Source organism: Crossiella sp. CA198 (genome assembly GCF_052078295.1).
In the GTDB taxonomy this organism is placed as follows: domain Bacteria; phylum Actinomycetota; class Actinomycetes; order Mycobacteriales; family Pseudonocardiaceae; genus Crossiella.
In genome coordinates, this window is record NZ_JBQJIM010000005.1 from 264,280 (window position 1) to 290,225 (window position 25,946).

General features: G+C 71.4%; 26 protein-coding genes. 7 read left to right on the forward strand and 19 right to left on the reverse strand.

The features are described 5' to 3' along the window. Positions 1-12: 12 nt before the first annotated feature. Genes iolB through ACTOWY_RS10340 form a run of 8 tightly spaced genes read right to left on the reverse strand, consistent with a single transcriptional unit; the run spans position 13 to position 7,465 of the window. On the reverse strand, positions 13-903 hold the full coding sequence (gene iolB, locus ACTOWY_RS10305; RefSeq protein ID WP_441309363.1) for a 5-deoxy-glucuronate isomerase: 891 nt from the start codon (positions 901-903) through the stop codon (positions 13-15). Further along, positions 900-1,787 (reverse strand): Cgl0159 family (beta/alpha)8-fold protein, encoded by an 888-nt coding sequence (locus tag ACTOWY_RS10310; RefSeq protein WP_441309364.1) that lies wholly within the window; start codon positions 1,785-1,787, stop codon positions 900-902. Before ACTOWY_RS10310 ends, iolB begins: the two co-directional genes overlap by 4 nt. Then, positions 1,784-2,725, reverse strand: a complete 942-nt coding sequence (iolC, locus tag ACTOWY_RS10315; RefSeq protein ID WP_441309365.1) for a 5-dehydro-2-deoxygluconokinase — start codon at positions 2,723-2,725, stop codon at positions 1,784-1,786. The genes ACTOWY_RS10310 and iolC overlap by 4 nt, the downstream gene beginning before the upstream one ends. Further along, the gene (locus tag ACTOWY_RS10320) at positions 2,722-3,504 is read right to left on the reverse strand and encodes an ATP-binding cassette domain-containing protein (RefSeq protein ID WP_441309366.1); all 783 of its coding nucleotides are present in this window, start codon (positions 3,502-3,504) and stop codon (positions 2,722-2,724) included. The genes iolC and ACTOWY_RS10320 overlap by 4 nt, the downstream gene beginning before the upstream one ends. Further along, positions 3,501-4,541 (reverse strand): ABC transporter permease, encoded by a 1,041-nt coding sequence (locus ACTOWY_RS10325; protein WP_441309367.1) that lies wholly within the window; start codon positions 4,539-4,541, stop codon positions 3,501-3,503. The genes ACTOWY_RS10320 and ACTOWY_RS10325 overlap by 4 nt, the downstream gene beginning before the upstream one ends. A gap of 1 nt (position 4,542) precedes the next feature. Then, positions 4,543-5,526 (reverse strand): sugar ABC transporter substrate-binding protein, encoded by a 984-nt coding sequence (locus tag ACTOWY_RS10330; protein ID WP_441309368.1) that lies wholly within the window; start codon positions 5,524-5,526, stop codon positions 4,543-4,545. A gap of 17 nt (positions 5,527-5,543) precedes the next feature. Further along, positions 5,544-6,458 carry a TIM barrel protein gene (locus ACTOWY_RS10335; RefSeq protein WP_441309369.1) on the reverse strand — a complete coding sequence of 305 codons (915 nt, stop codon included), beginning with the start codon at positions 6,456-6,458 and terminating at the stop codon, positions 5,544-5,546. Further along, complete coding sequence (locus tag ACTOWY_RS10340) at positions 6,455-7,465, reverse strand: Gfo/Idh/MocA family protein (protein WP_441309370.1); 1,011 nt, start codon at positions 7,463-7,465, stop codon at positions 6,455-6,457. The genes ACTOWY_RS10335 and ACTOWY_RS10340 overlap by 4 nt, the downstream gene beginning before the upstream one ends. A 120-nt stretch (positions 7,466-7,585) precedes the next feature. Between ACTOWY_RS10340 and ACTOWY_RS10345 the strand changes: the two genes are divergently transcribed. After that, a complete protein-coding gene (locus tag ACTOWY_RS10345; RefSeq protein WP_441309371.1) occupies positions 7,586-8,596 on the forward strand; it encodes a LacI family DNA-binding transcriptional regulator in 1,011 nt (336 codons plus the stop codon). 1 nt (position 8,597) lies between these two features. Continuing rightward, complete coding sequence (locus ACTOWY_RS10350; protein WP_441309372.1) at positions 8,598-10,088, forward strand: CoA-acylating methylmalonate-semialdehyde dehydrogenase; 1,491 nt, start codon at positions 8,598-8,600, stop codon at positions 10,086-10,088. 51 nt (positions 10,089-10,139) lie between these two features. Here ACTOWY_RS10350 and ACTOWY_RS10355 read toward each other — a convergent pair whose 3' ends face one another. The 5 genes from ACTOWY_RS10355 to ACTOWY_RS10375 form a co-directional block, all read right to left on the reverse strand. After that, a complete protein-coding gene (locus tag ACTOWY_RS10355) occupies positions 10,140-10,667 on the reverse strand; it encodes a hypothetical protein (protein ID WP_441309373.1) in 528 nt (175 codons plus the stop codon). Then, positions 10,664-11,164 carry a SigE family RNA polymerase sigma factor gene (locus tag ACTOWY_RS10360; RefSeq protein ID WP_441309374.1) on the reverse strand — a complete coding sequence of 167 codons (501 nt, stop codon included), beginning with the start codon at positions 11,162-11,164 and terminating at the stop codon, positions 10,664-10,666. Before ACTOWY_RS10360 ends, ACTOWY_RS10355 begins: the two co-directional genes overlap by 4 nt. A gap of 209 nt (positions 11,165-11,373) precedes the next feature. Beyond that, positions 11,374-12,909, reverse strand: a complete 1,536-nt coding sequence (locus tag ACTOWY_RS10365) for a tripartite tricarboxylate transporter permease (protein WP_441309375.1) — start codon at positions 12,907-12,909, stop codon at positions 11,374-11,376. A 1-nt stretch (position 12,910) separates the two neighbouring features. Next, positions 12,911-13,432: a tripartite tricarboxylate transporter TctB family protein gene (locus tag ACTOWY_RS10370; protein WP_441309376.1), complete on the reverse strand. Its 522-nt coding sequence runs from the start codon at positions 13,430-13,432 to the stop codon at positions 12,911-12,913. Next, on the reverse strand, positions 13,429-14,415 hold the full coding sequence (locus tag ACTOWY_RS10375; protein ID WP_441309377.1) for a Bug family tripartite tricarboxylate transporter substrate binding protein: 987 nt from the start codon (positions 14,413-14,415) through the stop codon (positions 13,429-13,431). Before ACTOWY_RS10375 ends, ACTOWY_RS10370 begins: the two co-directional genes overlap by 4 nt. A gap of 132 nt (positions 14,416-14,547) precedes the next feature. Here ACTOWY_RS10375 and ACTOWY_RS10380 point away from each other — a divergent pair, with 132 nt between their 5' ends. Together ACTOWY_RS10380 and ACTOWY_RS10385 are read left to right on the forward strand one after the other, a co-directional pair. Continuing rightward, on the forward strand, positions 14,548-16,143 hold the full coding sequence (locus ACTOWY_RS10380) for an ATP-binding protein (protein WP_441309378.1): 1,596 nt from the start codon (positions 14,548-14,550) through the stop codon (positions 16,141-16,143). Continuing rightward, positions 16,140-16,817, forward strand: coding sequence for a response regulator (locus tag ACTOWY_RS10385; RefSeq protein ID WP_441309379.1), 678 nt, complete (start codon positions 16,140-16,142; stop codon positions 16,815-16,817). The genes ACTOWY_RS10380 and ACTOWY_RS10385 overlap by 4 nt, the downstream gene beginning before the upstream one ends. Here the strand turns inward: ACTOWY_RS10385 and ACTOWY_RS10390 are convergent. From ACTOWY_RS10390 to purF, 3 genes are all read right to left on the reverse strand, one after another. Then, positions 16,814-17,578 carry a hypothetical protein gene (locus ACTOWY_RS10390; RefSeq protein ID WP_441309380.1) on the reverse strand — a complete coding sequence of 255 codons (765 nt, stop codon included), beginning with the start codon at positions 17,576-17,578 and terminating at the stop codon, positions 16,814-16,816. The genes ACTOWY_RS10385 and ACTOWY_RS10390 overlap by 4 nt on opposite strands. Before the next feature lie 77 nt (positions 17,579-17,655). Then, positions 17,656-18,744 carry a phosphoribosylformylglycinamidine cyclo-ligase gene (purM, locus tag ACTOWY_RS10395; RefSeq protein WP_441309381.1) on the reverse strand — a complete coding sequence of 363 codons (1,089 nt, stop codon included), beginning with the start codon at positions 18,742-18,744 and terminating at the stop codon, positions 17,656-17,658. A gap of 40 nt (positions 18,745-18,784) precedes the next feature. Continuing rightward, positions 18,785-20,302 (reverse strand): amidophosphoribosyltransferase, encoded by a 1,518-nt coding sequence (gene purF / locus ACTOWY_RS10400; RefSeq protein ID WP_441309537.1) that lies wholly within the window; start codon positions 20,300-20,302, stop codon positions 18,785-18,787. A 167-nt stretch (positions 20,303-20,469) separates the two neighbouring features. On the opposite strand from purF, the gene ACTOWY_RS10405 reads away from it, so the two are divergent. Beyond that, positions 20,470-21,069, forward strand: coding sequence for a VanZ family protein (locus ACTOWY_RS10405; RefSeq protein ID WP_441309382.1), 600 nt, complete (start codon positions 20,470-20,472; stop codon positions 21,067-21,069). On the opposite strand, the gene ACTOWY_RS10410 is transcribed toward ACTOWY_RS10405, so the two are convergent. The 3 genes from ACTOWY_RS10410 to ACTOWY_RS10420 all read right to left on the reverse strand — a co-directional run bounded on the left by ACTOWY_RS10410 (position 21,036) and on the right by ACTOWY_RS10420 (position 23,662). After that, positions 21,036-21,527 (reverse strand): hypothetical protein, encoded by a 492-nt coding sequence (locus ACTOWY_RS10410; RefSeq protein WP_441309383.1) that lies wholly within the window; start codon positions 21,525-21,527, stop codon positions 21,036-21,038. The genes ACTOWY_RS10405 and ACTOWY_RS10410 overlap by 34 nt on opposite strands. 70 nt (positions 21,528-21,597) lie before the next feature. Then, complete coding sequence (locus tag ACTOWY_RS10415; RefSeq protein ID WP_441309384.1) at positions 21,598-22,878, reverse strand: MFS transporter; 1,281 nt, start codon at positions 22,876-22,878, stop codon at positions 21,598-21,600. Positions 22,879-22,921: 43 nt separating this feature from the next. Next, entirely contained in the window at positions 22,922-23,662 is a 741-nt protein-coding gene (locus ACTOWY_RS10420; RefSeq protein WP_441309385.1) for a maleylpyruvate isomerase N-terminal domain-containing protein, read from the reverse strand. Positions 23,663-23,730: 68 nt separating this feature from the next. Here ACTOWY_RS10420 and ACTOWY_RS10425 point away from each other — a divergent pair, with 68 nt between their 5' ends. Both ACTOWY_RS10425 and ACTOWY_RS10430 read left to right on the forward strand, forming a co-directional pair. Continuing rightward, on the forward strand, positions 23,731-24,042 hold the full coding sequence (locus tag ACTOWY_RS10425) for a hypothetical protein (protein ID WP_441309386.1): 312 nt from the start codon (positions 23,731-23,733) through the stop codon (positions 24,040-24,042). After that, entirely contained in the window at positions 24,039-25,892 is a 1,854-nt protein-coding gene (locus tag ACTOWY_RS10430; protein ID WP_441309387.1) for an alpha/beta hydrolase, read from the forward strand. Before ACTOWY_RS10425 ends, ACTOWY_RS10430 begins: the two co-directional genes overlap by 4 nt. Positions 25,893-25,946 lie beyond the last annotated feature (54 nt).

Consider the following 25,946-nt stretch of genomic DNA (forward strand, 5'->3'; position numbering starts at 1 on the left):
CGGGGGCGCTCCTCAGCGGTCGGTGCGGCCTGCGGCGGTGGTCACGGGGCAGCGCGGATCGGTCTGCTGATCGGCCCAGGAGTCCCTGATCCAGGTGTGCGCCGGGTCGTCGCAGAAGGCCATCGAACGTTCCTCGGCCGGTCCGGCCAGCACGTTGAGGTAGTACATCGGGTAGCCGGGGGCGGCCACGCACGGGCCGTGATAGCCGCGTGGGACCAGGAAGACGTCGCCGTCGCGGACGGTCACGTCCTCGTCGATCTCGCCGTCGGCGGTGTAGGTGCGGTGGAAGCCGAAGCCCTCGCGGGCAGGGGTGATCTGGTCGCGGGCGGCGATGCGGAAGTAGTAGATCTCCTCGTTGACCACCTCGCAGTCACTGGCCTCGTCGTGCTTGTGCGGCGGGTAGGAGGACCAGTTGCCGTCCGGGGTGATCAGCTCGCAGGCGTTGAGCTTGTCCGCGTGGTCCCAGACGCCGGGCACGCCGAAGCTGGTGACCTGACGGCTCGCGTTGCCCGCGCCCCTGGTCTCGGCCGGGATGCCCTCGGCCGGGCCGTATTTCGGGGTGAGGCGGCGGGTGCAGCGGGCCATCGGCAGCGCGATCTCGGCACCGGCGGCCGAGGTCAGCGTGACGGTGGCATCCCTTGGCACGTAGGCGAAATCGGTGACCCTGGTGAACACCGAGTCGCGGCCGGTCAGCTCGAAGCGCTCGCCGTCGGCCTCGACCACGCAGCCACCGGCGAGCGGCAGCACGAACGCCTCGAACTCGCCGGTCTCGATCACCCTGGGGACGCCGGGGGCCAGGGTGAGCACGCGCAGGCCGGTGTAGGTCCAGCCCGCCGACTCCGGGGTGAGGTGGATCGGGTCGGCGCCGTCGCTGAGCGTTCCCAGTGGGCGGTGCAGGTTCACGCCGGGATCTCCTTGAGCAGCTGGGCGGCCTTGGCCACCGCGGTGGCCACGTCGCCGTCGGGCGGGTAGAGCAGGGTGCGGCCCACGACCAGGCCGCGCACCGCCGGATGCCGCAGTGGCGGGCCCCAGGTCTCCAGGTCGGTGTCCGGGTTGCCCGAGGGCACGCCGCCGAGCAGCAGGATGGGCAGGGTGGTGGCGTCCAGCACCGCCGGATCGGCCGGGGCGGGCAGTTTGAGCCAGGTGTGCGCGGAGGTGACGCCGAGACCGGCGGCGATGGTGACCGCGCGGGAGAGCGCGGCGGTGTCCTCCTGGAGCACCAGTTTGCCGTCAAGGCGTTGGTAGGGCAGCGGTTCGACCATGGCCATCAGGCCGTGCCCGGCCAGCTGGGACACCGCGTTCGCGCAGGATTCCAGGGTGGGGATGGTGCCGGGGTCGTCATCGACCAGGCGCAGCAACATCTTCCCGCCGTCCAGGCCATAGTCCACAATGGACTGTGCGTCGTACCCGGTGAAGCGGTCGTCGATCTCCCAGCGGGCGCCGGCCAGGCCGCCGCGGTTCATCGAGCCGATGACCACCCGGTCGTGCAAGCCGTCCAGCAGCAGCAGTTCCTCGATCACGTCCGGCGTGCCGAGCACGCCGTCCACCTCGGGGTTGGCCAGCGCGAGGAGCAGCCGGTCCAGCAGGCCGCGCCGGTCGGCCATGGCCAGTGGGTCCGCGCCGACGCCGAGCGCGCCGCGGGCCGGATGGTCGGCGGCGACCAGGAACAGGGTTTCCTTGTCCGCGAACAGGTTTCGCCTGCGCCGGGCGGCGTAGGCGCGGCCGACCGCGCCCGGGTCGGTGGCCCTGGTGCGCAGCAGGTCGGCCCAGCGCTGATCGGTGATCACACTCGCTCCAGCAGCTCGTTGATCTCGGCCGGGGTGGGCATGGCGTCCGCGCAGGCCAGCCGGGAGGCGACCAGCGCGCCGGCCGCGTTGGCGTACTCGGCGATGCGCACCGGTTCCCAGCCCGCGAGCAGGCCGTGCGCCAGCGTGCCGCCGAAGGCATCGCCCGCGCCGAGGCCGCAGACGACCTCGACCGGACACGGCGGCACCGTCCAGGAACCTTCCGGGGTGGCCACCAGCACGCCCTCGGCGCCCTTCTTGACCAGGGCCAGGGACAGGCCGCGGTCGAGCAGCCGGGCGGCGGCCTCGTCCGGGTCGGCGGTGCCCACGGCCACCTCGACCTCGGTGCGGTTGCCGACCGCGACCGTGACGTGGTCCAGCATCCAGCCGATCTCCCGCCGCGCACTGTCCACATCGGACCAGAACATCGGCCGGTAATCCAGGTCCAGCACGGTGTGCGCGCGGCGGCCGCGACGTTCCAGCATGGCCCGCTGGGTGCCGCGGGCGGGTTCGACGCACACGCCGGTGCCGGTGACCCACAGCAGCGGGACCTGTTCGACCACGTCCCACGGGACGTCGTCGGCGGTGAGGGTGAGGTCGGGGGCGATGGGCAGCCGGTAGAACAGCAGCGGTGGGTCCTCCGGCGGGTCCAGCGCGCAGAAGACCACCGGGGTGAGCAGGTCTTCCGCCGTGCCAACGTGATCCGGGGACACGCCGAAGCCGGACAGGGCCTGCCGGACGTAGTCGCCGAAGCCGTCCGGGCCGACCTTGGTGAGCACCGCGGTGCGACGGCCCAGCCGGGCCGCCGCCACCGCGACGTTGGTGGCCGTGCCACCGAGGGACTTGGCGAAGGTCCGCACCTGCGCCAGCGGCACGCCGGACTGCTCCGGGTACAGGTCGACGCCGACCCGGCCGACGGTGAGGATCTCCGGCCCGGTCACGACTCCGCCCCGCGCAACTCGTGTTCCAGGGCCTCCAGTTCGGCGCCGCCGGCCATCTGCCTGGTCAGCTCGGCAAGGGTGATGTCCGGCTTGTCGAAGCAGCCGAGGCTGCGGCCCCGCTTGAGCAGCAGGAACCGGTCGGCCACCGGGTAGGCGTGGTGCGGGTTGTGCGTGATCAGCACAACCCCGAGGCCGCGATCCCTGGCCTGGGCCACGTATTTGAGCACCACCCCGGCCTGCTTCACGCCGAGCGCGGCGGTCGGTTCGTCCAGGATGAGCACCTTGGCGCCGAAGTGCACCGCGCGGGCGATGGCCACGCACTGCCGCTCGCCACCGGAGAGGGTGCCCACCGGCTGTTCCACGTCGCGCAGGTCGATGCCCATGTCCGCCAAGGCTTTCCGGGTGGTCTCCCGGGCGGCGCGGCGGTCCAGGCGGCGCAGCGGGCCCCAGCCGGTGGTGGGCTCGGAGCCGAGGAAGAAGTTGCGCCACACCGACATCAGCGGCACCACGGACAGGTCCTGGAACACCGTGGCGATGCCCCGGTCCAGTGCCTCCCGCGGTGAGGCCAGCTTGGTGGGCACGCCGTCGAGCAGGAACTCGCCCTCGTCGTGCTGGTGCGCGCCGGCCAGGATCTTGATCAGCGTGGACTTGCCTGCGCCGTTGTCGCCCAGCACGCAGGTGACCTCGCCCGCGTTGACCACGGTGGAGACCTCCTGCAGCGCGATCACGCTGCCGAAGCGCTTGCCGACGTCACGGACCTCAAGCAGTGGTGTGCTCATTTCCGGACCCTTTCCGCGCGCCGCCGGAAGGTGTTGTTGACCAGCACCGCGGCCAGCAGCATCACGCCGAGGAAGAGCTGGAACCAGTCGCTGTCCCAGCGGGCGAACACGATGCCCTGCCGGGCCATGCCGAAGATCAGCGCGCCGATCGCGGCGCCGATGGCCGAGCCGTAGCCGCCGGTGAGCAGGCAGCCGCCGATCACCGCGGCGATGATGAACTGGAACTCCAGGCCGATGCCCTGGTTGGCCTGCACGGTGGTGAAGCGCAGGATGTTGATGGTGCCGACCAGCCAGGCGGCGAAGGCGGTGATCATGAACAGCAGGATCTTGGTGCGCATGACCGGCACGCCGACCGCGCGGGCACTCGGCGCGGCCCCGCCCACCGCGAAGATCCAGTTGCCGAACCTGGTGCGCAGCAACAGCCAGCTGGCCACCGCGGCGGCCAGCAGCCACCAGATGATGGAGATCTGGAAGGTGGTGCCGCCGATGTCGATGGTGGAGGCGAACAGGAATCCGGCGCTGGCGTAACCGTCGGCGGCGCGCATGCCGGAGACCTGCACGGTGCCGGTGACCAGGCGGGTGATGCCCAGGTTGAGCCCTTGCAGGGCCAGGAAGGTGCCCAGGGTGACGATGAAGCTGGGCAGGCCGGTGCGCATCACCAGCCAGCCGTTGAGCGCGCCCACCGCCAGCGCGAACACCAGCGAGGCGAGGATCGCCAGCCAGGTGTTCCAGCCGAGTTTGGTGGCCAGGATCGCGGTGACCAGCGCGGTGGAGGCGGTCATCACGCCGGCGGAGAGGTCGAACTCGCCGCCGATCATCAGCAGCGCCACCGCGACCGCCATGATGCCCAGGGTGGCCGAGTCGTCCAGCCAGGTGGCCACGCCGAGTGGGGTCAGGAACCGTTCGGTGAGCACCGAGAAGAAGATCAGCACGGCCAGCGCGCCGAGCACCGAACCCAGCTCGGGCCGGGCTACCAGCCGGTCCAGCAGGCCCTTGCGGGCCACTCGTTCGTCAAGGCTGCCAACGGCGATCGCCATGTCAGCGCGTCCCCCGTTCCGCGTTCTTGCCGACCGCGTCCACATTGGACTTGTCAACGAAGCCGGGCCCGGTGAGGACAGGGCGGCCGCCGCCGACGGTGTTCGCGTTGTCCCGGTACAGCTTCAGGAAGACCACCGGCAGGTAGCCCTGGAGGTACTGCTGCTGGTCGACGGCGAAGAGCACCTGGTCGGCCTTGATCGCGGCCACCACGTCCGGGTTGAGGTCGAAGGTGGCGACCTGGGCCTTGCTCGCCGACTCCTTGATCGCGTTCACCGTGTTGGCCGCGACCTGCGGGTTCAGCGTGAGCACCGCGTCGATGGCCGGGTCGGACTGCAGCGCGCCCTTGATCCGGGCCTGCGCGTCGGTCGGGTTGCTGATGTCGACCTGGAGGTTCGAGGTGGCGCCGAAGCCGCGCTTGGCGCCGTCGCAGCGCTGGTTGAGGCCGATGTTGCCGGCCTCGTGGATCACGCACAGCAGCTTGGCCTTGCCCGCCTGCTTGAGCCGCTTGCCCGCGTCCTCGCCCGCGATGCCCTCGTTCTGGCCGACGTGGGTGACCGCGCCGAACTCGGCGCTGCGGCCCTCACCGGAGTTGATGGTGATCACCGGGATGCCTGCCTTGGTGGCCTTGCTGACCGAGTCGCGCAGCGCGTCCGGGTTGGCCATGGACACCACCAGGCCACTGACCTGCTGGGCCACCGCGTTGTCGATCAGTTTGGCCTGACCGGCCGGGTCGCCGTCGGAGTTGTACTCCACGGTGACCGCGAGTTCCTTGCCAGCGGCCTCGGCGCCGTTCTTGACCACGTTCCAGAAGGAGTCGCCCGCGGTGCCGTGCGAGATCACCGCGATCCGCAGCGGGCCGCCGGCGGGCTGCCCGGAGTTGGTGTTGGCGCCGGAGCCGGAACCGGCCGGACCGCTGCACGCGGTCAGCAGCAGCAGCAGACTTGCGGCCGCGGCGGTGAGTGCGCCGCGAGAGAACTTGGACATCGTCGTCCTTCCCAGATTCAGCCGAACAGGGGGCGGAGATGATCAAGGCTCCGCGCGGTGTCCTTCTTCGGCCGCGCGGCCGCGTCGGCGTCGCCCTCGGCCAACGCGGTGTCCTGCTCCAGGACATACCAGCCCTGGTAGCCCGCATCGCGCAGGAAACGCACGATGCCCGCGATATCCACGTCACCGTCCCCGAGCGGCACGTACAGTCCCTGGCCGACGGCGGTGGCATACGGGAGTTCGCCGTCGCGAACCCGTGCCGCCACCTCGGCCCGGACGTCCTTGAGGTGCACGTGGCCGATCCGCCCCGCGTGCTCGCGGGCCAGTTCGACCGGATCGGTCCCGCCGATCAGCAGGTGCCCGGTGTCCAGGCACAGTTCCAGGTCGGAGTCGGCCAGGAACCGCTCCACCTCGGCCTTGCGCTCGATGTGCGTGCCCACGTGCGGGTGCAGCACGGTGCGCAGGCCGTGCCGGGCGGCGATATCGCGGATCCGGCCGGAGATCCGGATGAGGGTGGCCCATTCGGTGTCGGTGAGCGCGGGGCGCTCGTCGTAGCCGTCCAGGCCGGTAGCCGCGGCCAGCACCAGCACCTCGGCGCCAGTGGCGGCCAGCAGCGCGGCGGTCCGCCCTGCTTCGTCCACTGTGGACTGTTCGGCGGAGTCCTCGTGCAGCACCACGGCGAGGAAGCCGCCGATCATGCTCAGCCGGTGGCCGCCGAGCAGTGCACGCAGCTTGGCCGGGTCGGTGGGCAGGTACTCGGGCGGGCCGAGTTCGGTGGCGGTCAGGCCCAGTTCGGCCATCTCGCCGAGCACGGTGTCCGCGTCGATCATGTGTCCCCAGCCGGGGACCTCGCACACACCCCAGGAAATGGGCGCGCCTGCCAGCTTCGGCGCGCTCTGTGCCGATGATTCGTCCCTGCGCGCAGGACTCATGCGGTCACCGCCGCGGTCGCCAGGCGCACCGGCTGACCGGAGCGGCGGGAGGTCTCGCAGGCCAGCGCGAGTTCCAGGCTGATCAGGCTTTCCCTTGCCGGGGAAGGGTTCTGCGCCTTGCCCGCGACCACGTCGGTGAACACCGCCATCTCGTTGAGGTAGGCGCGGTGGAAGCGTTCGGTGAAGCCGGGGTAGGCATCCGGAGCGACCTGGGGGCCGTCCGGTTCCAGCGAGGTCAGCGGGGTGCGCGGATCGAGGCCGACGGCCAGGGAGTCCTTGCTGCCGAGCACCTCGATCCGGTGGTCGTAGCCGAGCGCGTCCTGGCGGCCACCGGCCAGCACCGCGTGCGCGCCACTGGCGAAGCGCAGCGTGACCACGGCGTTGTCCACGTCGTCGGCCTGCGCGAACGCCTCGTGCACCAGCACCGAGCCGGAGGCGTAGACCTCCACCACCGGCTCGCCGAGCAGCCACGGCACCGCGTCCAGGTCGTGGATCAGCAGGTCGCGGAAGATGCCGCCGGAGGCTGGCAGGTAGCCGAAGTCCGGCGGCTGCGCGTCCTGGCCGATGGCCCTGGCCAGGTACACGGTGCCCAGCTCACCGGCGCGGATCCGGCGGTGCAACTCGACCACGGCCGGGTCGAACCGGCGCTGGAAGCCGACCAGCACCTCCACCCCGGACGCCTCGACCTCGGCGACCAGGGCGCGCATGGTGTCCAGGTCGCCGGCGATCGGCTTCTCGCACAGGGTCGGGACGCCGGCCGCGATGGCCCGCCGCAGCATTTCCGGGTGGGTGTCGGTGGGGGTGGCCAGCAGCACCCCGTCAGCCGCGGTGAGCAGCTCGTCGAGGGTGTCCACCGCCTTGGCCCGCCCGCCCAGCGCGGCCGCCGAGGCTGCGGCCCGGCCGGGCACCGGGTCGAACAGCACGACCTCGTCGAGGGAGGGCAACGTGGCGAGGTTCGTGGCGTGCATGGTGCCGATACGCCCGACGCCCGCTACTCCGATCCGCATCCGGGGATCTCCGTCCTGGTCAACGCTACTGTGCGTTAGAGCGCTCTATTGGTTGGAGCGCGCTAATGCTGTAGCGTCCGTCCCGCCGGTGTCAAGGGTCACATTCGTCGGGGAGGGAAAATGGGCCGTCCGACCATGGAGGATGTGGCGGCGCGCGCCGGGGTCTCCCGCGCGCTGGTCTCGCTGGTGATGCGGGGTTCACCCAAAGTCTCCGAGCAGCGGCGTTCGGCCGTGCTCAAGGCGGCCGAGGAACTCGGGTACTCCCCGCACGCGATGGCCCGCTCGCTGGCCAGCCGCACCTCCACCGTGCTCGGCGTGATGGTCTCCGACCTGCACAACCCGTTCTTCGCCGAGGTGGTGGACGGGGTGGACGCGGCCGCGCGGGCCGAGGGCTTCGACCTGATCATCAACACCGGTGGCCGCAGTGCCGCCCGCGAGCGCGGCGCGCTGACCAGCCTGCTCTCCTTCCGGCCTGCCGGGCTGGTGTTACTGGGCCCGGTGGTCAGCGCGAGCGCGATCGGCGCGGCCGCCGAGCAGGTGCCGGTGACCCTGGTGTCCCGGTCCTCTCGACTGTCCACTGTGGACACGGTGAACGATGACGGCGAGGTGGGCTCACTGCTCGCGGTGGACCACCTGGTCGCGTTGGGGCACAACCGGATCGTGCACCTCGACGGTGGCGGCGGCTCGCAGTCGGCGTTGCGCAGGCGAGGATACGAGCTGGCCATGCGACGGCACGGGCTGCGCGCCGAGGTGGTCCCCAGCGAGTACACCGACGCCGCGGGCGCCAAGTCCGTGCGCGAGTTCCTCAACTCCCGCAACGGCGAACCCCTGCCGACCGCGATCGTGGCTGCCAACGACTACAACGCGATCGGCGCGGTCTCCGCACTGGAGGAGGCCGGGCTGCGGGTGCCCGACGACGTCTCGGTCGTCGGTTACGACAACTCCGCGCTCGCCTCGCTCCGGCACGTCTCGCTCACCACCGTGGACCAGCCGCGGATCGAGATGGGCAGGCTGGCCGCCGAGGCCCTGCTGGAACGGGTCCGGCACGGCCGCACCAGCCCGGTCCGCCATCTGCTGCACCCGTCCCTGGTGATCCGCTCGACCACCGGCTCTGTCCCAGGAGGTTCCTGACATGTCCCAGCTCGTCCCGCACTGGATCGACGGCGCCCGCGCTGAGGGCGTTTCCGGCCGCCGCGGCGAGGTTTTCGACCCGGCCACCGGCCAGGTGACCCGCGAGGTGGTGCTGGCCGGGCAGTCCGATGTGGACACCGTGGTCGCGTCCGCGGTCAAGGCGGCGGCGCAGTGGGGCGAGTCCTCGCTGGCCGCGCGGTCCCGGGTGCTGTTCGGCTTCCGCGAGCTGGTGCACCGGCACCGGGACGAACTGGCCGCGCTGATCACCGCCGAGCACGGCAAGGTGCTCGCCGACGCCGCCGGTGAGGTGCAGCGCGGACTGGAGGTGGTCGAGTTCGCCTGCGGCATCCCGCAGCTGCTCAAGGGTGATCACTCCGAGCAGGTCAGCCGGGGCGTGGACGCCTACTCGGCGCGGCACCCGCTGGGCGTGGTCGCCGGGATCACCCCGTTCAACTTCCCGGTGATGGTGCCGATGTGGATGTTCCCGATGGCGGTGGCCTGCGGGAACGCCTTCGTGCTCAAGCCATCCGAGCGGGACCCGTCCGCGGCGGTGCGGCTGGCCGAACTGTTCGCCGAGGCCGGGCTGCCCGACGGTGTGCTCAACGTGCTGCAGGGCGACGCGACCGCGGTGAACGCCTTGCTGGACCACCCCGACGTGGCCGCGGTGTCCTTCGTGGGCTCGACCCCGATCGCCCGGCACGTGTACTCGCGCGGCACCGCCAGTGGCAAGCGGGTGCAGGCACTCGGCGGGGCGAAGAACCACATGGTGGTGCTGCCGGACGCCGATCTGGAGGTGGCCGCGGACGCCGCGATCAACGCCGGCTTCGGCTCGGCCGGTGAGCGGTGCATGGCGATCTCGGTGGTGGTCGCGGTCGGCGACGTCGGCGACCGCCTGGTGCCTGCGATCGCGCAGCGGATGGCCGGGCTGGTCACCGGACCGGGCACGGACCCGAAGTCGCAGATGGGACCGCTGGTCACCGGGGTGCACCGGGACCGGGTGAAGTCCTATGTGGACGCCGGGGTCGAACAGGGCGCCAAGCTGGTGGTGGACGGGCGCGGGTTCGCACCGGCCGGTCACGAGAACGGGTTCTGGCTGGCGCCAACGCTGTTCGACCAGGTGGGCGCGGAGATGTCGATCTACACCGACGAGATCTTCGGGCCGGTGCTCTCGGTGGTGCGGGTGCCCACCTTCGAGGCTGCGGTGGAACTGGTCAACGCCAACCAGTACGGCAACGGGACCGCCGTGTTCACCGCGGACGGCCTGGCCGCGCGGGAGTACCAGCGGCGGGTGCAGGTGGGCATGGTCGGCATCAACGTGCCGATCCCGGTGCCGATGGCCTACTACAGCTTCGGTGGCTGGAAGGACTCGCTGTTCGGGGACACCCACGTGCACGGGGCGGACGGGGTGAAGTTCTACACCCGGCTCAAGGCGGTCACCGCGCGGTGGCCGCGGGAGTCCGGCATCGACCTGGGCTTCCCCACTCACGGCTGAGGCTCACCTGACCCGTTTCCCCTTGCGCGCCAGGGGAAACGGGCCGTCACCTCACTTGGCGCCGGGCATCCTGGTGGTGGCCGACGGCGGCGGGGTGACGACCGTGGTGAGCGGCGGCGGGCTGGTGATGATCGAGGTCGGGCGAGTGGTCCCCGGCGGTGGCGGGCTGGTGATGATCGAGGTCGGCCGGGTGGTCCCCGGCGGCGGCGGGCTGGTCGGGCGGGTGGTGCCCGGCGGCGGCACGGTCGGGCAGGCGCCCGGCGTGGGCTCCAGCAGCGAGCCGGGCCTGCCACAGGGCTGCGTCGGCTCCGGGGTGCGCACGGACTCGGTGACACCGGCGGGCTGCACGTTCTCCCCGCCGCCGAAGCCACCGGCCAGCGCGGTGGCGCCGAAGCCCACCGTCAGCACCCCGGCCATCACGCCGGTGGTGAGCAGCACCCGGCCCCGCAGCAGGCTGCGCCTGGCCGAGGCCAGCACGGTCTCTGGCTCGTTGGTCATGGTTGGTTCCTCTCCCAGTGCCCTGGCCAGCAGCGTGCGGGCCTCGGCACATTCCAGTTCGGACAGTTCGTGATGGCTCATCGCCCTGCCTCCAGCACGAGATAGCCGGATAACGACTTGCGGAGCGCGGCCAACCCCTTGGCCGACTGACTCTTCACGGTCCCCTCGGAACAGCCGAGGAGCCGAGCCACCTCCTGCACCGGGAGGTCCTCCCAGAACCGCAGCACCACCACGGCCCGCTGGCGTTTCGGCAGCGCGGCCAGCGCCCGCCGGACATCCAGCGCGTCCTCGGCGCCCGATTCGGGGATGGGGAGGTCCGGCAGGTCGGCGGTGACCTTCTCCCGCCGCCAGAACCGGCGGGACTCGTCGATCGCGGTCCGCACCAGCACCTGCCGCGCGTAGGCCTCCACGGCCCCGTGCGGCTCGACCCGCCGCCACGCCTTGTACAGCTTGATCAGCGCGGTCTGGGTCAGGTCCTCGGCGCGGTGCCAGTCGCCGCACAGCAGGAACGCGGTCCGGCGCAGGGCCGGGCCGCGGGCGCGGACGAATTCGACGAACTCGGCGTTGCGATCCGCCAAGGGGACCTCCTCCCGGTCTACCCCTGTGTACGAGGTGGACCGGGCAGCAGGTTGCCTCCGAGTCCGCAACCGCACGACTTGGCCCAACTCGTACGCCCACTTCGGCCAAATTGGCGTACGAGTTGGGCCAACTGGGCGTACGACAACGGCCAACACGCCCGGGGGGAGGGGGTGTTGGCCGTTGGCGGGATCGGCGAGTAGCTGGGGGACTAGACGCCGATTGAGTCGCGATCGGACTGTTCGCGCTGGTCGTGGGAGGGGCGACGGCGCTTCCGGAGCAGCGCGCCCACCAGCGGAGCGAACAGGATCGCGGCCACCACCAGATAGACGGTGATGGAGAAGGGGGTGTTGACCAGCCCGGTGACGTCGCCGTCACTGAGCTGCAGGGCCCGGCGCATCTGGAGTTCGGCGGCCGGGCCGAGGATGACGCCGAGCACCGCGGGCAGCACCGGCAGGCCGTAGCGCCGCATGGCGAAGCCGAGCAGGCCGATGACGAACAGCACCACCAGGTCCAGCACGTCGCCGCTGACCGCGTAGGCGCCCACGCTGGCGAAGAACAGGATGCCCGCGTACAGGTACGGCCGCGGGATGCGCAGCAGCTTGGCCCAGATCGGGGCCAGCGGCAGGTTCAGCACCAGCAGCAGCACACTGCCGATGAACAGGCTCGCGATCAGCGCCCAGACCAGCGTGGACTCCCGCTGGAACAGCAGCGGACCCGGCTGGATGCCGTACTGCTGGAAGGCGGCCAGCATCACCGCGGCGGTGGCCGTGGTGGGCAGGCCCAGGGTGAGCATCGAGGTCAGCGTGCCCGCGGCGGAGGCGCTCGCGGTGGCCTCCGGACCGGCCACGCCCTCGATCGCGCCCTTGCCCCACTCGTCCTTGCGCTTGGACAGTTTCCGCTCCGCGGCGTAGGAGAGGAAGGTGGGGATCTCCGCGCCACCGGCCGGGATCGCGCCGAAGGGGAACCCGATCAGCGGCCCGCGCAGCCACGGCTTCCAGGACCGGCGCACATCCTCCTTGCCCAGCCACGGCCGCCCGACCGGAATCGGCAGGGCGGGCTTGCTGCGCAGGTGCGCGGCCACCCACAGCGACTCGCCGATGGCGAACAGGCCGACCGCGACGATCACCACCTCGATGCCGTCGTTGAGGTGCAGCAACCCGAAGGTGAGCCGTTGCTGGCCGGTCATCTCGTCCAGGCCGACCAGGCCAAGGGACAGGCCGATGAGCAGCGAGGCGAAGCCGCGGATCCGGGACTTGCCCAGGATCGAGGTGACCGCGATGAAGACCAGCACCATGACCGCGAAGTAGTCCGGCGCGCCGATGTCCACCGCCAGGCTGGCCACCAGCGGCGCGAGCAGCACCAGGAACATGGTGCCGACGATGCCGCCGATGAAGTGCCCGATGGCCGCGGCGGCCAGGGCCTGGGAGCCACGACCGTTGCGCGCCATCGGGTTTCCCTCGATCGCGGTCACCACGGCCGCGGTCTCCCCCGGCGTGTTGAGCAGGATCGAGGTGGTGGAGCCGCCGTACATGCCGCCGTAGTAGATGCCGGCGAACATGATGAACGCGCCGGTCGGGTCCAGGCCGTAGGTCACCGGCAGCAGCAGGGCCACCGCCATCGCCGGGCCGATGCCGGGCAGCACGCCGATCGCGGTGCCCAGCAGCACGCCGATCACCGCGTACAACAGGTTCATCGGGGTCAGCGCGGTGCCGAAACCGTCGATCAGATGGGCCAGCGCGTCCATGTCAGAGCACCCCAGTCAGCGGCCCGCCCGGCAGTGACACGCCGAGCAGGGAGTTGAACACCAGGTAGGTCGCGATGGACAGCCCGGCCGCGACCAGCGGATCACGCACGTAGTTCCGGCTGCCCAGCGCGTAGGCCGCACCCCAGAACAGCACCATCCCGGACAGCGGGAAGCCGACCAGGTTGATCAGCACCACGTTGGCCAGGAAGGCCGCCGCGAGCTGGGCCACCACCCGCCAGTCCGCCGGTGCGTTGAGGTCGACGTCCTCGCCCGCCTCGGCCTCGCCGCGCCCGCCCCGCAGCACATCCCTGGCCAGCAGCGCGGCCACCAGCACCAGGCCGCCGCCGACCAGGTAGGGCACCAGCTCGGGACCGACCGGACCGCGCTGGGCGAAGTTGGCCGGGATGCGGATCGCGTCGACCAGCACGAGCACGCCCAGGGCGAGCAGCAGCACGCAGATGCCGAGTTCGGACCGTTCCTTCAGCCAGGCCAGCGCCGAGCGCCCCTGCACCTGCTCACTCATGCCAGCCCCAACTCCTTCAGCACATCGGCCACCCGCTTGCTCTCCGCGGCCAGGAACTCGCCGAACTTGGCCCCTGGCAGGAAGGCGTCGGTCCAGCCGTTGCGCTTGACCGCCTCCTGCCACTGCGGGGAGTCGTGCAGCTGCTGGAACAGCTCGACCAGCCGGGTGCGTTCGGCGTCGGAGAGGCCGGGCGGGGCGACCATGCCGCGCCAGTTGGTGAAGGTCACCGGCACGCCAGCCTCGGACAGGGTGGGCGCGTCGATGTCCTTGATCCGGTTCGCCCCGGTGACCGCGAGCACCCGCAGCTCACCGGCCTTGACCTGGTCCACGTACTCGCCAACGCCGGAGACGCCGAAGTGGATCTTGCCGCCGAGTACCGAGGAGAGCAGCTCGCCGCCGCCGTCGTAGGGGATGTAGCTGACCCGCTTGGGTTCCAGGCCGACCGCCTTGGCCATCAGCATCGGGGCCAGGTGGTCCGGGCCGCCGGGGCTGGAGCCGCCGCCCACGGTGACCGCGCCCGGGTTGGCCTTCCAGGCCGCGACCAGCTCGCCGATGGTGCGGTACGGGGAGTTCTTGCCGACCACGACGATGTCGGGTTCCTCGGTCAGCTTGGCGATCGGGGTGGTCTCGGCCAGGGAGTTCGGCGACTTGTTGGTGAACACGCTGCCCACCACGCCCAGGCCCATGGACATCACCAGGCGCTGGTTGCCGGTCTCGGCCACGGTGCGGCCGAGGCCGACCGTGCCACCGGCGCCGGGCAGGTTGAAGACCTCAGCGTTGCGGGTCAGCTGGACCTCGTCCATGGCCTTGGCCGCGGTGCGCGCGGTGACGTCGTAGCCGCCGCCGGGCGCGTTGGGCACCAGCAGCCGCAGGCCCCGCAGCGGACCGGTGGCGTCGCCGCCTGCCCCGGAGGTGAACAGCGGTGGCACGACCAGCGTCGCGGCCACCGCGGCCAGCCCCGCCAGCCAGTTGCGGATCGGCATCGATCCTCGCCTCCTCGTCTCGCAGTGAGCTAAGCCATAGTGACCACTTACGCTGAAAACCGTGTTCTTGCGTCCGCAGCGTTCGTTGTGGTCGTTGTGTTCACGCGATAGAGGCACGAGGAGGTGCGCGGCGTGGGTGTGCGTGGGTCGCTGGCGCGGCAGCTCTTCGGATTGCAGTTCCTGGTCGTGCTGGCGCTGCTGGGCGCGGTGACCGCGTCCACGCTGAGCCAGTCCACCGCGAACTTCCGGGAGACCCAGGGCCGCCGGATGCTGCTGGTGGCCGAGCAGCTGGCCGCCACCGACGGGGTGCAGGACGCGCTGGCCGACGGGCAGTACCACCGGCTGGTCCTCTTCGCCGAGACCGCCCGCGGCCAGGCCGGGAACAGCTCGATCAGCATCGCCACCACCGACCTGCGGATCCGCACCGCCACCGATCCCCGGCGGGAGAACGAGCAGCTGGCGATCGGGATGCCGCTGGTGGCCAGTGGGCGGAGCTGGGACGGGGTGCTCGGCGATCAGGTGGTGGCGCAGGTGCCGGTGTACTCCGACGAGGGCAAGCGGGTCGGCGTGGTCAGCGCGGCCCAGGACGAGCCTGGACTGTGGGAGTCGCTGGTCAGCTCGCCCGGCGACCTGCTGCTCCACCTCGGGCTGGGCACCGGGATCGGCCTGATCGGCTCACTGCTGGCCGCGCGCTGGGTGAAGCGGCAGACGCTGGGGCTGGAGCCCAGGGAGATCACCGGGCTGGTGGAGCACCGGGAGGCGATGCTGCACGGCATCCGGGAGGGCGTGCTCGGTCTGGACCAGCAGCACCGGATCACCCTGATGAACACCTCGGCCAGGGAACTGCTCGCGCTGCCGGACGCCATCGGCACCCAGGTGGACGAGCTGGCCGATGCCAACGAGCGGCTGCGGGACGTGCTCACCGGGCGGGCCAGCGGGGCCAACCAGGTGGTGCTGCGCAGTGGCCGCGTGCTGGTGATGAACCGGATGCCGATCGGGCTGCACGGCCAGCAGATCGGCGCCGTGGTCACCCTCCGGGACCGGACCGAACTTGTTGCGCTGCAACAGGAACTGGACGTCAACCGGCATGCCACGGACACCCTGCGGGCGCAGGCGCACGAGTTCCGCAACGAGCTGCACACCATTGCCGGGCTGATCGAGCTGGGCGAGTACGACGAGGTGGTCCGCTACGTCACCCGCGCCAACCGGGCGCACGCGGACTGGAGCCGCGCGGTGACCGGGCGGATCGCCGATCCCGCGCTGGCCGCGTTGCTGATCGCCAAGGCCAGCCTGGCCGCGGAACGCGCGGTGGGCATCAAACTGTCCGAGGAGTCCATTGTGGACAGAGTTGACGACGCGCTGTCCCAGGACCTGGTGACGGTGGTGGGCAACCTGGTGGACAACGCGCTGGACGCGTTGCCAGCCGGGGCCGGACAGTGGGTGGAGGTGCACATCGCCGCCTCGGCGGAGCAGGTGCTGGTGCGGGTGCGGGATTCCGGGCCGGGCATCGCACCCGAGCTGGCCGAGGAGGTCTTCGAGCACGGCTTCACCACCAAGGTGGCCACCCAGGGCGGGCAGCGCGGCATCGGGCTCGCGCTGACCAGGCAGATCTGCGTGCGCCGGGGCGGCTCGGTGTCGGTGCGCAACGAGGGCGGCGCGGTGTTCACCGCCACCCTGGGCCGGGCCACCGCGGCCGTGGGCACCCGCCCGCCGGAGGTGCGCGAGTGATCAAGGTGCTGGTGGTCGACGACGATTTCATGGTGGCCAAGGTGCACAGCGGTTACGTCGCGCGCACCCCAGGGTTCGAGGTGGTCGGGGTGGCGCACACCGCGGCCGAGGCCATCCGCTCAGTACGTGAGCTGCGGCCGGACCTGGTGCTGCTGGACATCTACCTGCCCGATGCCGACGGCGTGCACGTGCTGCGTGAACTGCGCGGCGGGGCGGCGGGCGAGCAGGCCGGGCACACCGACGTGATCGTGGTGAGCGCGGCGCGGGATGTGGAGACGGTGCGCGCGGCGGTGCGCGGTGGGGTGCTGCACTATCTGATCAAGCCGTTCGAGTACGCGGCCCTGCGTGATCAGCTCGCGCACTTCGCCGAGGTCCGCTCCCGGCTGACCGGCTCGGTGGACCAGGCCGTGCTGGACCAGGTCTTCGGCGCCCGCCCGACCGCGGCCCCGACCATGCCCAAGGGCCTGACCCCGCAGACGGCCAAGCTGGTCGAGGAGGTGCTGCGGTCGGCCGACGGCGATGTGTCGGCCACCGAGTGCGCCGGCCAGACCAACCTGTCCCGGGTCAGCGCCCGCCGCTACCTGGAGCATTTCGTCAGCGCGGGCCGGGCCGAGGTGCGGTTGCGCTACGGCAGCACCGGCAGGCCGGAACGCCGCTACCGCTGGCTGAACTAGCCCGCCAGGTTGGTGACCAGGTCGGCGATCTCGCTGCCGGAGAGGATCGGCCAGGCGCTGTTGTCGATGACCACCGCGCCGACCTGCAGGCCGGTCTCGGTGGTGACCAGCACCTCGCGTTCGGTGCTGGCGATGTCGGTCTTCTTCACCCAGGTGTACCTGTTCTTGCCGCTGCGCATGACCTCGGCCCGGCAGCCGTCGGAGTCCCGGCAGTAGACCGGGTGCCCGGTGGGCGAGCGCACGGTGAGCACCAGCAGACCGGTGTGGCCCTGCCGGTCGGTGAGCTGGACGCCGAGCCGGAGGAAGTCCTCGACCAGCTGGAACTGGCCGGGTTTGGCGCCGCTGTCGGAGACCGCGGTGTAGCCGGGGGGCGGCCACTGCTGTTTGGCCAGCAGGACGCTGTACCACTCGATGTCCTTCCTGGTCATCGGTGGGAACAGCGGCTTGTCCTTGGTGCTGCCCTGGTTCGTCGTGGTGGGGGTGACCGACGGCGGCGGGGTGACCGAGGGCGCTGGGCTGACCGGCGGTGTTGGCGAGCCGGTGACCCCGGCCGATTCGACCTCGGACACGGGCAGCAGCGCGATCGTGCCGACCGAGAGCACGGTGAGCACCGCGGCCAGCACGATGGCCACCCCGATCCGCCGCCCGCGCACCACCCTGCGGCCGTCCCGCACGACATCGGCGCAGCTCACCGTGGGTGGCGGTGGGTCGACGGCCAGCACTGACCGCAACTCGCTCGCGCGTAGTTCCCCGCCTGGCACCGCTGACCTCCTTCCGCACTCACCGCTACTACGGCGAAACAGCGCGGAAGGTTGTCAGGGCAACCCGATCGTGGGAATCAGAACCGCGGGTGATCCCCGCGCAGCACGGCCCGGTCCTCGGGCTTCTCGCCCGGCTCGGTGCTCTTGCCGACCTCGCCGAGCACCCAGGCAGGCACGTGCCGGGCGGTGAGCACGGCCAGCGCGCGGTCGACCTCCTCGGGCGCGACCACGGCGACCATGCCGACGCCCATGTTGAAGGTCTTCTCCATTTCCAGCTTCTCCACCCGGCCGCGCTGGGCGATCAGCGCGAACACCGGCGCGGGCGTCCAGCTGCCGCGGTCCAGGTCGGCGGAAAGGCCCTTGGGGATGACCCGGCCCAGGTTGGCGGCCAGGCCACCGCCGGTGATGTGCGCGAACGTCCGGACGTCGGCCTCGGCGGCCAGCGCCAGGCAGTCCTTGGCGTAGATCCGGGTGGGTTCGAGCATTTCCTCGCCGAGGGTGCGGCCGAACTCCTCGACGTGGCCCTCCAGTGGCATCCGGCCGATCTCCAGCAGCACGTGCCTGGCCAGCGAGTAGCCGTTGGAGTGCAGGCCGGAGGAGCCCATCGCGATCAGCACGTCACCGGGGCGGACCCGGTCCGGGCCGAGCAGCTTGTCCGCCTCGACCACGCCGACGCCAGTGGCGGACATGTCGTAGTGACCGGGGTCCATCAGGCCGGGGTGCTCGGCGGTCTCGCCGCCCAGCAGTGCGCACCCGGCCTGCGTGCAGCCCTCGGCGATGCCCTTGACCAGCGCGGCGATCCGCTCCGGCACGACCTTGCCGACGGCGATGTAGTCCTGCAGGAACAGTGGTTCGGCGCCGCAGACGACCAGGTCGTCCACGACCATGGCGACCAGGTCGATGCCCACGGTGTCGTGCTTGTCCAGGGCCTGGGCCACGGCGAGCTTGGTGCCGACGCCGTCGGTGGAGGAGGCGAGCACCGGCTCCTTCCACCGGTCCAGCTTGAGCTTGAACAACCCGGCGAAGCCGCCGATGCCGCCGAGCACCTCGGGTCGGGTGGCCTTCTCCGCCCACGGCTTGAGCTGCTCCACAGCTTCGTCACCTGCGGCGATGTCGACTCCGGCGGCCGCGTAGGTGGCCTTCCCGCTTTCGGCGTGCGCGGTCACTGCTCGTCCAGCTCCATCCGAGATCAATTGTCTAGCCAGGTCAGGGACGCCGAACGGCGTCTTCGGCACCGTACCCGCTGGGCAGCACGGGCTCGGCCGGACCGGCCACACCCTTCTCGATGTTCTCCAGCAGGTGCTTGCCGATCTTGAGGTCATCGGGCAGCGCGATCGGGTACTCGCCGTCGAAGCAGGCCGAGCAGAGCCGGGTCTTGGGCTGCTCGGTGGCGGCGATCAGCGCCTCCAGGGAGACGTAGCCGAGCGAGTCGGCGCCGACCGAGCGGCGCACCCCGTCCATGTCCAGGCCGTTGGCGATCAGCTCGGCGCGGGAGGCGAAGTCGATGCCGTAGAAGCAGGGCCAGCGCACCGGCGGCGAGGCGATCCGCACATGCACCTCGACCGCGCCTGCCTCACGCAGCATCCGGACCAGGGCACGCTGGGTGTTGCCGCGCACGATCGAGTCGTCCACCACGACCAGCCGCTTGCCCCGGATGACATCGCGCAGCGGGTTCAGCTTGAGCCGGATGCCCAGCTGGCGGATGGTCTGCGAGGGCTGGATGAAGGTGCGGCCCACGTAGGCGTTCTTGACCAGGCCGGAGCCGTAGGGGATGCCGGAGGCCTGGGCGTAGCCGATGGCGGCCGGGGTGCCGGATTCGGGCACCGGGATGACCAGGTCGGCCTCGACCGGGAACTCCGCGGCCAGCCTGCGGCCGATGTCCACCCTGGCGGCGTGCACGCCGCGGCCGGCGATGGAGGTGTCCGGGCGGGCCAGGTAGACGTACTCGAACACGCAGCCCTTGGGCTCGGGGTTGGCGAAGCGGGAGGACCGCAGGCCGTTCTCGTCGATGGCGATCAGCTCGCCGGGTTCGACCTCGCGCACGAAGGAGGCGCCGGTGATGTCGAGTGCGGCGGTCTCGCTGGCGACCACCCAGCCGCGTTCCAGCCGACCGAGCACCAGCGGGTGCACGCCCTGCGGGTCACGCGCGGCGTAGAGGGTGGACTCGTCCGAGAAGACCAGGCAGAACGCGCCGCGCAGGGTGGGCAGCAGTTCCATCGCGGCCTGCTCGAAACCGACGTCCGCGGCGGCCGCGGCGAGCAGCCCGCAGACCAGGTCGGAGTCGGTGGTGGCGCCCGCGGTGGCGACGCCCGCCTCCTTGGCCCTGGTCAGCAACTCGGCGGTGTTCACCAGGTTGCCGTTGTGGCCGAGGGACAGGGCGCTGCCGGTGGCGGTGTTGCGGAAGGTGGGCTGGGCGTTCTCCCAGGTGGTGGAGCCGGTGGTGGAGTACCGGCAGTGGCCGACGGCGACGTGGCCGCGCAGCGAGGACAGGACCTGCTCGTCGAAGACCTGGCTGACCAGCCCCAGGTCCTTGAACACCACCACCTGGTGTCCGTCGCCGACGGAGATGCCCGCCGCTTCCTGGCCACGGTGCTGGAGGGCGTACAAGCCGTAGAAGGTGAGCTTGGCCACCTCCTCGCCGGGGGCCCAGACACCGAAGACACCGCATTCCTCGCGGGGGGTGTCGTCCTGGTCGCGATCGGTCTGGCTGGGGTCGATGACCACCGAGAACTCCCTCGGGACGGGATCAGACACGTCTCAGTGTAAGTGCCCCGGAGTAGTGCTCCTGACCCTTCTGGCCGGTGACGCGGCTCTCGTTCGGGCCAACTCCGGACCCCCTTCGCGCGTCTGCTGAACGGACGAGAGCCAAAAAAGAGGCGAGGTGGGTGCTCGTGCTGGAGTTGCTGAACGGCCGGCTGGACCGGGATCTGAACCTGGCCGAGCGGATTTTCGCCCGGCCGGAGGTGCTGGCCTACGCGGTCGGCGCGGGGCTGGTGCTCGGTGTTATCGGGCTGCTGCTGGGCCGGTTGTTCGGCTGGCGGGCGCTGTTCACCGGGCTGTCGCTCGGCTCACTGGGCGGGGTGCTCGCGGTGACGCTGGTGCGGGTGGGCAGGCAGGGCGGCGAGGCCGCCTCGCTCGGCCAGGCCTGGGCGGAGTGCATCCAGAACGAGTTCTCCCTTGCCGGGTCCTGGCAGCGGCTGAACTTCGTGCTGTTGATGCCGTTCGCCTTCTTCGGCGCGATCGCGGTGCGCCGGTTCCTGCCGGTGGCGTTGCTGAGCGTGGCGCTGGCGGTGGGCATCGAGCTGTACCAGGGCATGACCGGACTGGGCGCCTGCGAGACCCAGGACATGATCAACAACGGCCTTGGCGGGGTGCTGGCGGCGCTGATCGGCTGGGCGGTGGCGGGTCGGCGGGGTGGCGGCAGGCTCCGGAACGCCACCCCGCCGGGCTCAGCCGGTCAGCACGCGGCCTTGATGTCCACCGTGCGCTGATGTTCGATCTGCCGGGACCAGTTCCCTGACCAGCCCATCATCTCGATCTTGTAGTAAAGCTCGACCTTATAGCTGCCCTCGGCGCACTTGAATGATTTTCCACTCGCCTGCACGTTGCCGCTGACCGACTCCATCGTGGACATGTCCTCATTCGACTTCGTGCCCGCGGGCTCGGTCAGCGAGTAGCGGGCCTGGGAGGTGCGGCATTTCGACGGCGGCTTACCCCAGAAGAAGTGGTAGTTCCACCTGCAGTCACCCCGGACCACCACCTTCAGCTCACCCTCTGCGCCGGGGGTCAGGCAGATGCGGCCGTCGAAGCCCGCATCCGCGTTACGGTCGCTGAACGGGTCGGAACAGGACTCCTGGACGGCCGGGGCCGCCTGGGAAACGCTGCCGAAAAGCAGCAGGGAGATCGCGGAAACCAGGACGAGGACAACCGGGCGGAGATAACCGATCATGCCCTCAATACTGCATATGCCGCTCTAAACAGGCGATAACCGAAACGGGGGTGCCGAATCGGGTGAGTGGTCACTTACGGACAGTTTCCGGCAGTCCGAACAGGCACAGCAGGCTGATCAGCCCGGCCGCGGACATGTAGGTCGCGACCAGCCAGGAGGAGCCGCCTGCCGCGGTGACCAGGGTGTTGGCGATCAGCGGGGACAGGCCACCGCCGAGCACCGCGCCGATCTGGTAGCCGAAGCCGACGCCGGTGTAACGCAGTTCCGGGCCGAACAGCTCGGAGAAGTAGGCCAGCATGGGGCCGAAGATGGCCGCGGAGCCGCCGAAGGCGAGCACGATGCCGAGCACCGCGAGCGCCGGGTCACCCGAGTCGACCAGGGCGAAGAGCGGGAAACCCCACAGCGTGCAGAAGATCGCGCCCGCCATCAGCACCGGCTTGCGGCCGATCCGGTCGGTGAGGCGGCAGAAGTAGACGATCCCGGCGACCTGGGCGATGCTGCCCGCCATCGAGCCGTAGAGCAGCACCGACCGGGAGATGCCCACCGCCTGACTGCCGTAGGAGAGCAGGAAGGTGACCACGATGAACATGAACGCGTTGAAGCCAAGGTTGACCCCGGCGGTGAGCAGCACCAGGCGTTTGTGCTCGCGCAGCACCACGATCAGCGGCGCGCGCTCGGTGCGTTCGGTCTTGGCCAGCCGCTCGAACTCGGGGGTCTCGGCCACGTTGCGCCGGGCGAACAAGCCGACCAGCACCACCGCGATGCCGGCCAGGAACGGGATCCGCCAGCCCCAGTCGTAGAGATCGGCCTCGGGCAGCAGCAGGACCAGCGCGAACGCGCCGTTGGCCAGGAAGGCGCCCAGTGGCGAGCCGATGGTGACCAGGCTGCCGTAGAGCCCGCGCTTGCCCTCCGGGGCGTGTTCGACGGCCAGCAGGGTGGCGCCCGCGGTCTCGCCGCCAACGGAGAGGCCGTGCACGATCCGCAGTGACAGCAACAACAGTGGCGCGGCGATGCCGATCGCGGCGTAGGTGGGCAGCAGGCCCATCAGCGCGGTGGACACGCCCATCAGGGACAGGCTGATCACCAGCATCCGGCGGCGGCCGAGCCGGTCGCCGAAGTGCCCGAAGATGATCGAGCCGATCGGCCGCATCAGGAAGCCGACCGCGAAGGTGGAGAAGGCCAGCAGGGTGGCCGTCCACGGCTCGCTCTGCGGGAAGAACAACCGGCCGAAGACCAGCGCGGAGGCGGTGCCGTAGATCAGGAAGTCGTAGAACTCCAGTGAGCTGCCGACGCCGCAGGCCACGGCCAGCCGGGCGAAGGTGGGCCGTGCACGCTGCGCTGTCTCCGCCATGCCGAGCACTCTGCCGGAGCGTTCGGGACCGAACAAGACGGATTCAGTGTGCTTGCACTCCGGAGAGCAATACCGGGTCCCCTTCGGCCATCGGCAGCTCGATCCGGCCCCAGAGACCGTGGTAGAGCGCGGTGGCCCGACCGGCGGTGGTGGCCCTGGCGGCCGGGATGTCGGCCGGGTCGCGGACCACTTCTGGGGCCTCGCCGGGTTGCAGCCAGACCAGCCAGCGCTCCGGTCCGTCGGTGCAGGAGACCAGCACCGCGCCGGTGGCGGCCGGACTGGACGCGGCGGTGTACCGGCTGGCCAGCAGGGTGCCGAGCACCTCGTCGATGCCGTCCACGGCCAGTGCGCGGTCGGCGGGGACCAGGCAACGCAGGGTGGCCTGGGCGTCCCAGCGGCGCAGGTTCAGCTCGTGTGCGACCCGGCGGTGCCAGAACCAGGCCAGGCTGGGCGCGGCCGGACTGAATGTCCACAGTGGACGATTCGGCGGGCAGGCGGCGAGCAGCCGGAGGCAGTCATGCAGCTGCTGGTCGAACCAGTCGAGTGGATCGCCGACGGTGGCGGGTTCCGGCACCGGGCGGGCCCGGTCGGCCCCGCCGGTGCGCAGCTGGCCGCCGACGATCTGCAGGAACCGCGCGGTGTGCAGCACCAGCTCGCGGAAGCGCCAGCCGGGGCAGGAGGGCACCGGCAGGTCCGGGTCGGCGGCCTGGGCGGCCTGCCGGAAGGCGGCCGCCTGCTCGGTCGCGACGGCCAGCCACCACGGGCTGTCCTGCGGTCCTGCCATCTCGTCTCCAGGGGAACCGGGGTCGGGTGTCTGCCGTCACAGACGTGCCGAGCAGCCCTGGAGGTTCCATGACCGAGCACATCCGGGTCGAACCGGACCGGTTGCGCGCGGCCGCCCGCGAGTTCTTCGCCGGGGCCGACGCGACCGCCGACGGCGCGGCCCTGCTCGACCACCTGCGGCTGGACCCGGCCCTGCTCGGCGAGGTGGACGGCGCGAGTGCCTTCGCCGCCGCGCTGACCCGCTTCGGCGCGGCGCACGGCACCGATCTGCGGCACGGCTCGGCCTGGTTCGCCGACGCGGCACAGGCGCTGACCAGCAACGCCGACGGGTACGCCGAGGGCGAGACCGAGGCCCGGCGGTTACTGGGCGGCACCCGGTGAACCCGGAGGCGCTCTACGCGCGGATGACCGGCGGGGATCCGGCCCGGCTGGTCGAGGCGGCGGATCCGCTGACCGGGGCGGTCAGCGCGGTGGACCGGGCGGGCGAGTCGGTCCGGCACGGCCGGGCCGCGGCCGGGTCCTGGGCCGGGGCGGCTGGCGTGGCCTTCACCGAACGTGGTGACCTGAGCCGCACCGCGGCAGGCACCTCGGTGTCCAGGCTGCGCTCGGCGGTGGCGATCGTGCACGCGGCCGCCCGCGCCCAGCGGAGCATGCGCACCGGCGCGGACCGGGCCATCGCGATCTGGCGCGGCCGCCCGGCCGGGGCCGATCCGCTGGTCGAGCGGGAACTCGCCGCGACCGTGGTCCGCGCGCTGGAGACGGTCCGCGCGCCCTACACCGAACTGCTGCGTTCCCTGGCCGGTGCGCTGGACCGCCTGGAACCGGGATTCGGCACGGTGGCCGGGCAGACTCCGGAGTGGCGGGCGCTGCCGGTGCACGGGCTCGTGGTGCCGCCGGCGGGCGCGGATCCACGGCAGGTGGCGGCCTGGTGGTCCGGACTGTCCACTGTGGAGCGTGAGCGGCTGTTGCTCACCCAGTACGACCAGCTCGGCCGGTTACGCGGACTGCCCGCGCCGGTGCTGGACGCGGCGAACCGGCGGCGGATCACCGAGGACGGCGCGCGATTCCGGGACGCGCTGGCCGAGGCCGACCGCCGGCTCACCGACCGGGCCCGCGAACTCGGCCTGGACCCCGCTGACACCGAAAACCTGCGCAACGCCAACGATCCCGCCCTGTCCCGCCTACTCGACGAACGCGCCCAGGCACAACGCCAGCTGCGCAACACCGACCTCGCCGCGGACCGCCTGGCCGAGGCCGAACGCCTGGCGGGCGAACGCGGCATCCCGCGCGCGGAAGTGCTGATCATGGCCTGGGAACCGGACGGCCCACGCGGTCAGGGCGGACTCGCCGTAGCCTTCGGAAACCCGGACCAGGCAACGGATGTCGTGATCTGCGTACCCGGCACCGGCTCTGGTCTGGGCGGTTTCAGCCTGGGCCAGGCAGCGAACCTGCGCGCGGAGATGGACGCGGCCAGTCCCGGCGGCAACGCGACCATCCAGTGGCTGGGTTACGACGCCCCGGACGCGCTCACCAACGCCCAGGTCAGCCGCCCGGACCAGGCGATCGAGGGCGCGGGCAGGCTGGTCGCGGACGTGGACGGCTACCGGGCCGCGGCGGAGCACCGGCAGCACCTCACCGTGATCGGGCACAGCTACGGCAGCACGGTGGCCGGGTACGCGGGGATGAACGGGCTGGCAGCGGACGAGCTGGCCTTCGTCGGCTCCCCTGGCGTCGGCGCGGCCAGTGCCGCGGAACTGCCAGGGCGGGTGTGGGCCGGGATGACCGAGCACGACCCGGTGGTGCGGGCCACCGACGGCAGCTGGTTCACCGCCAACGGCGCCTACCACGGGCCCTACGACGAGCAGTTCGGCGCGCGGGGGTTCGGCGCGAGCGAGGACTCCGGACTGCGGCACGCGCACTCGGCGTACTTCGACCAGGGCTCGGAGTCCCTGCGCAACCTGGGCAACATCGCGACCGGCCAGCCGGAGCGGGTGACCGGGGCCGGGTCAGGGCTCGGCGGCGAGGTGGGTGAGGCGGGCGGGGACCTGTGGGACGGCGGCGGCCGGGTGATCGGCAGCGCGCTGGACGGGGACTGGGACGGCGCGCGGAACGCCGCGGCCGACACCGGACGCGAACTGCTCAACGACCTCGGCGACGCGGCCGTCTCCGGGGCAGGCCGCCTGGTGGAATCCGGCCGCGACCTGCTCGGCGGCCTGGGCCGACTGTTCTGACCCGCCGACTTGGGCCAACCGGTACGCCCACTTGGGCCAACTTGGCGTACGACT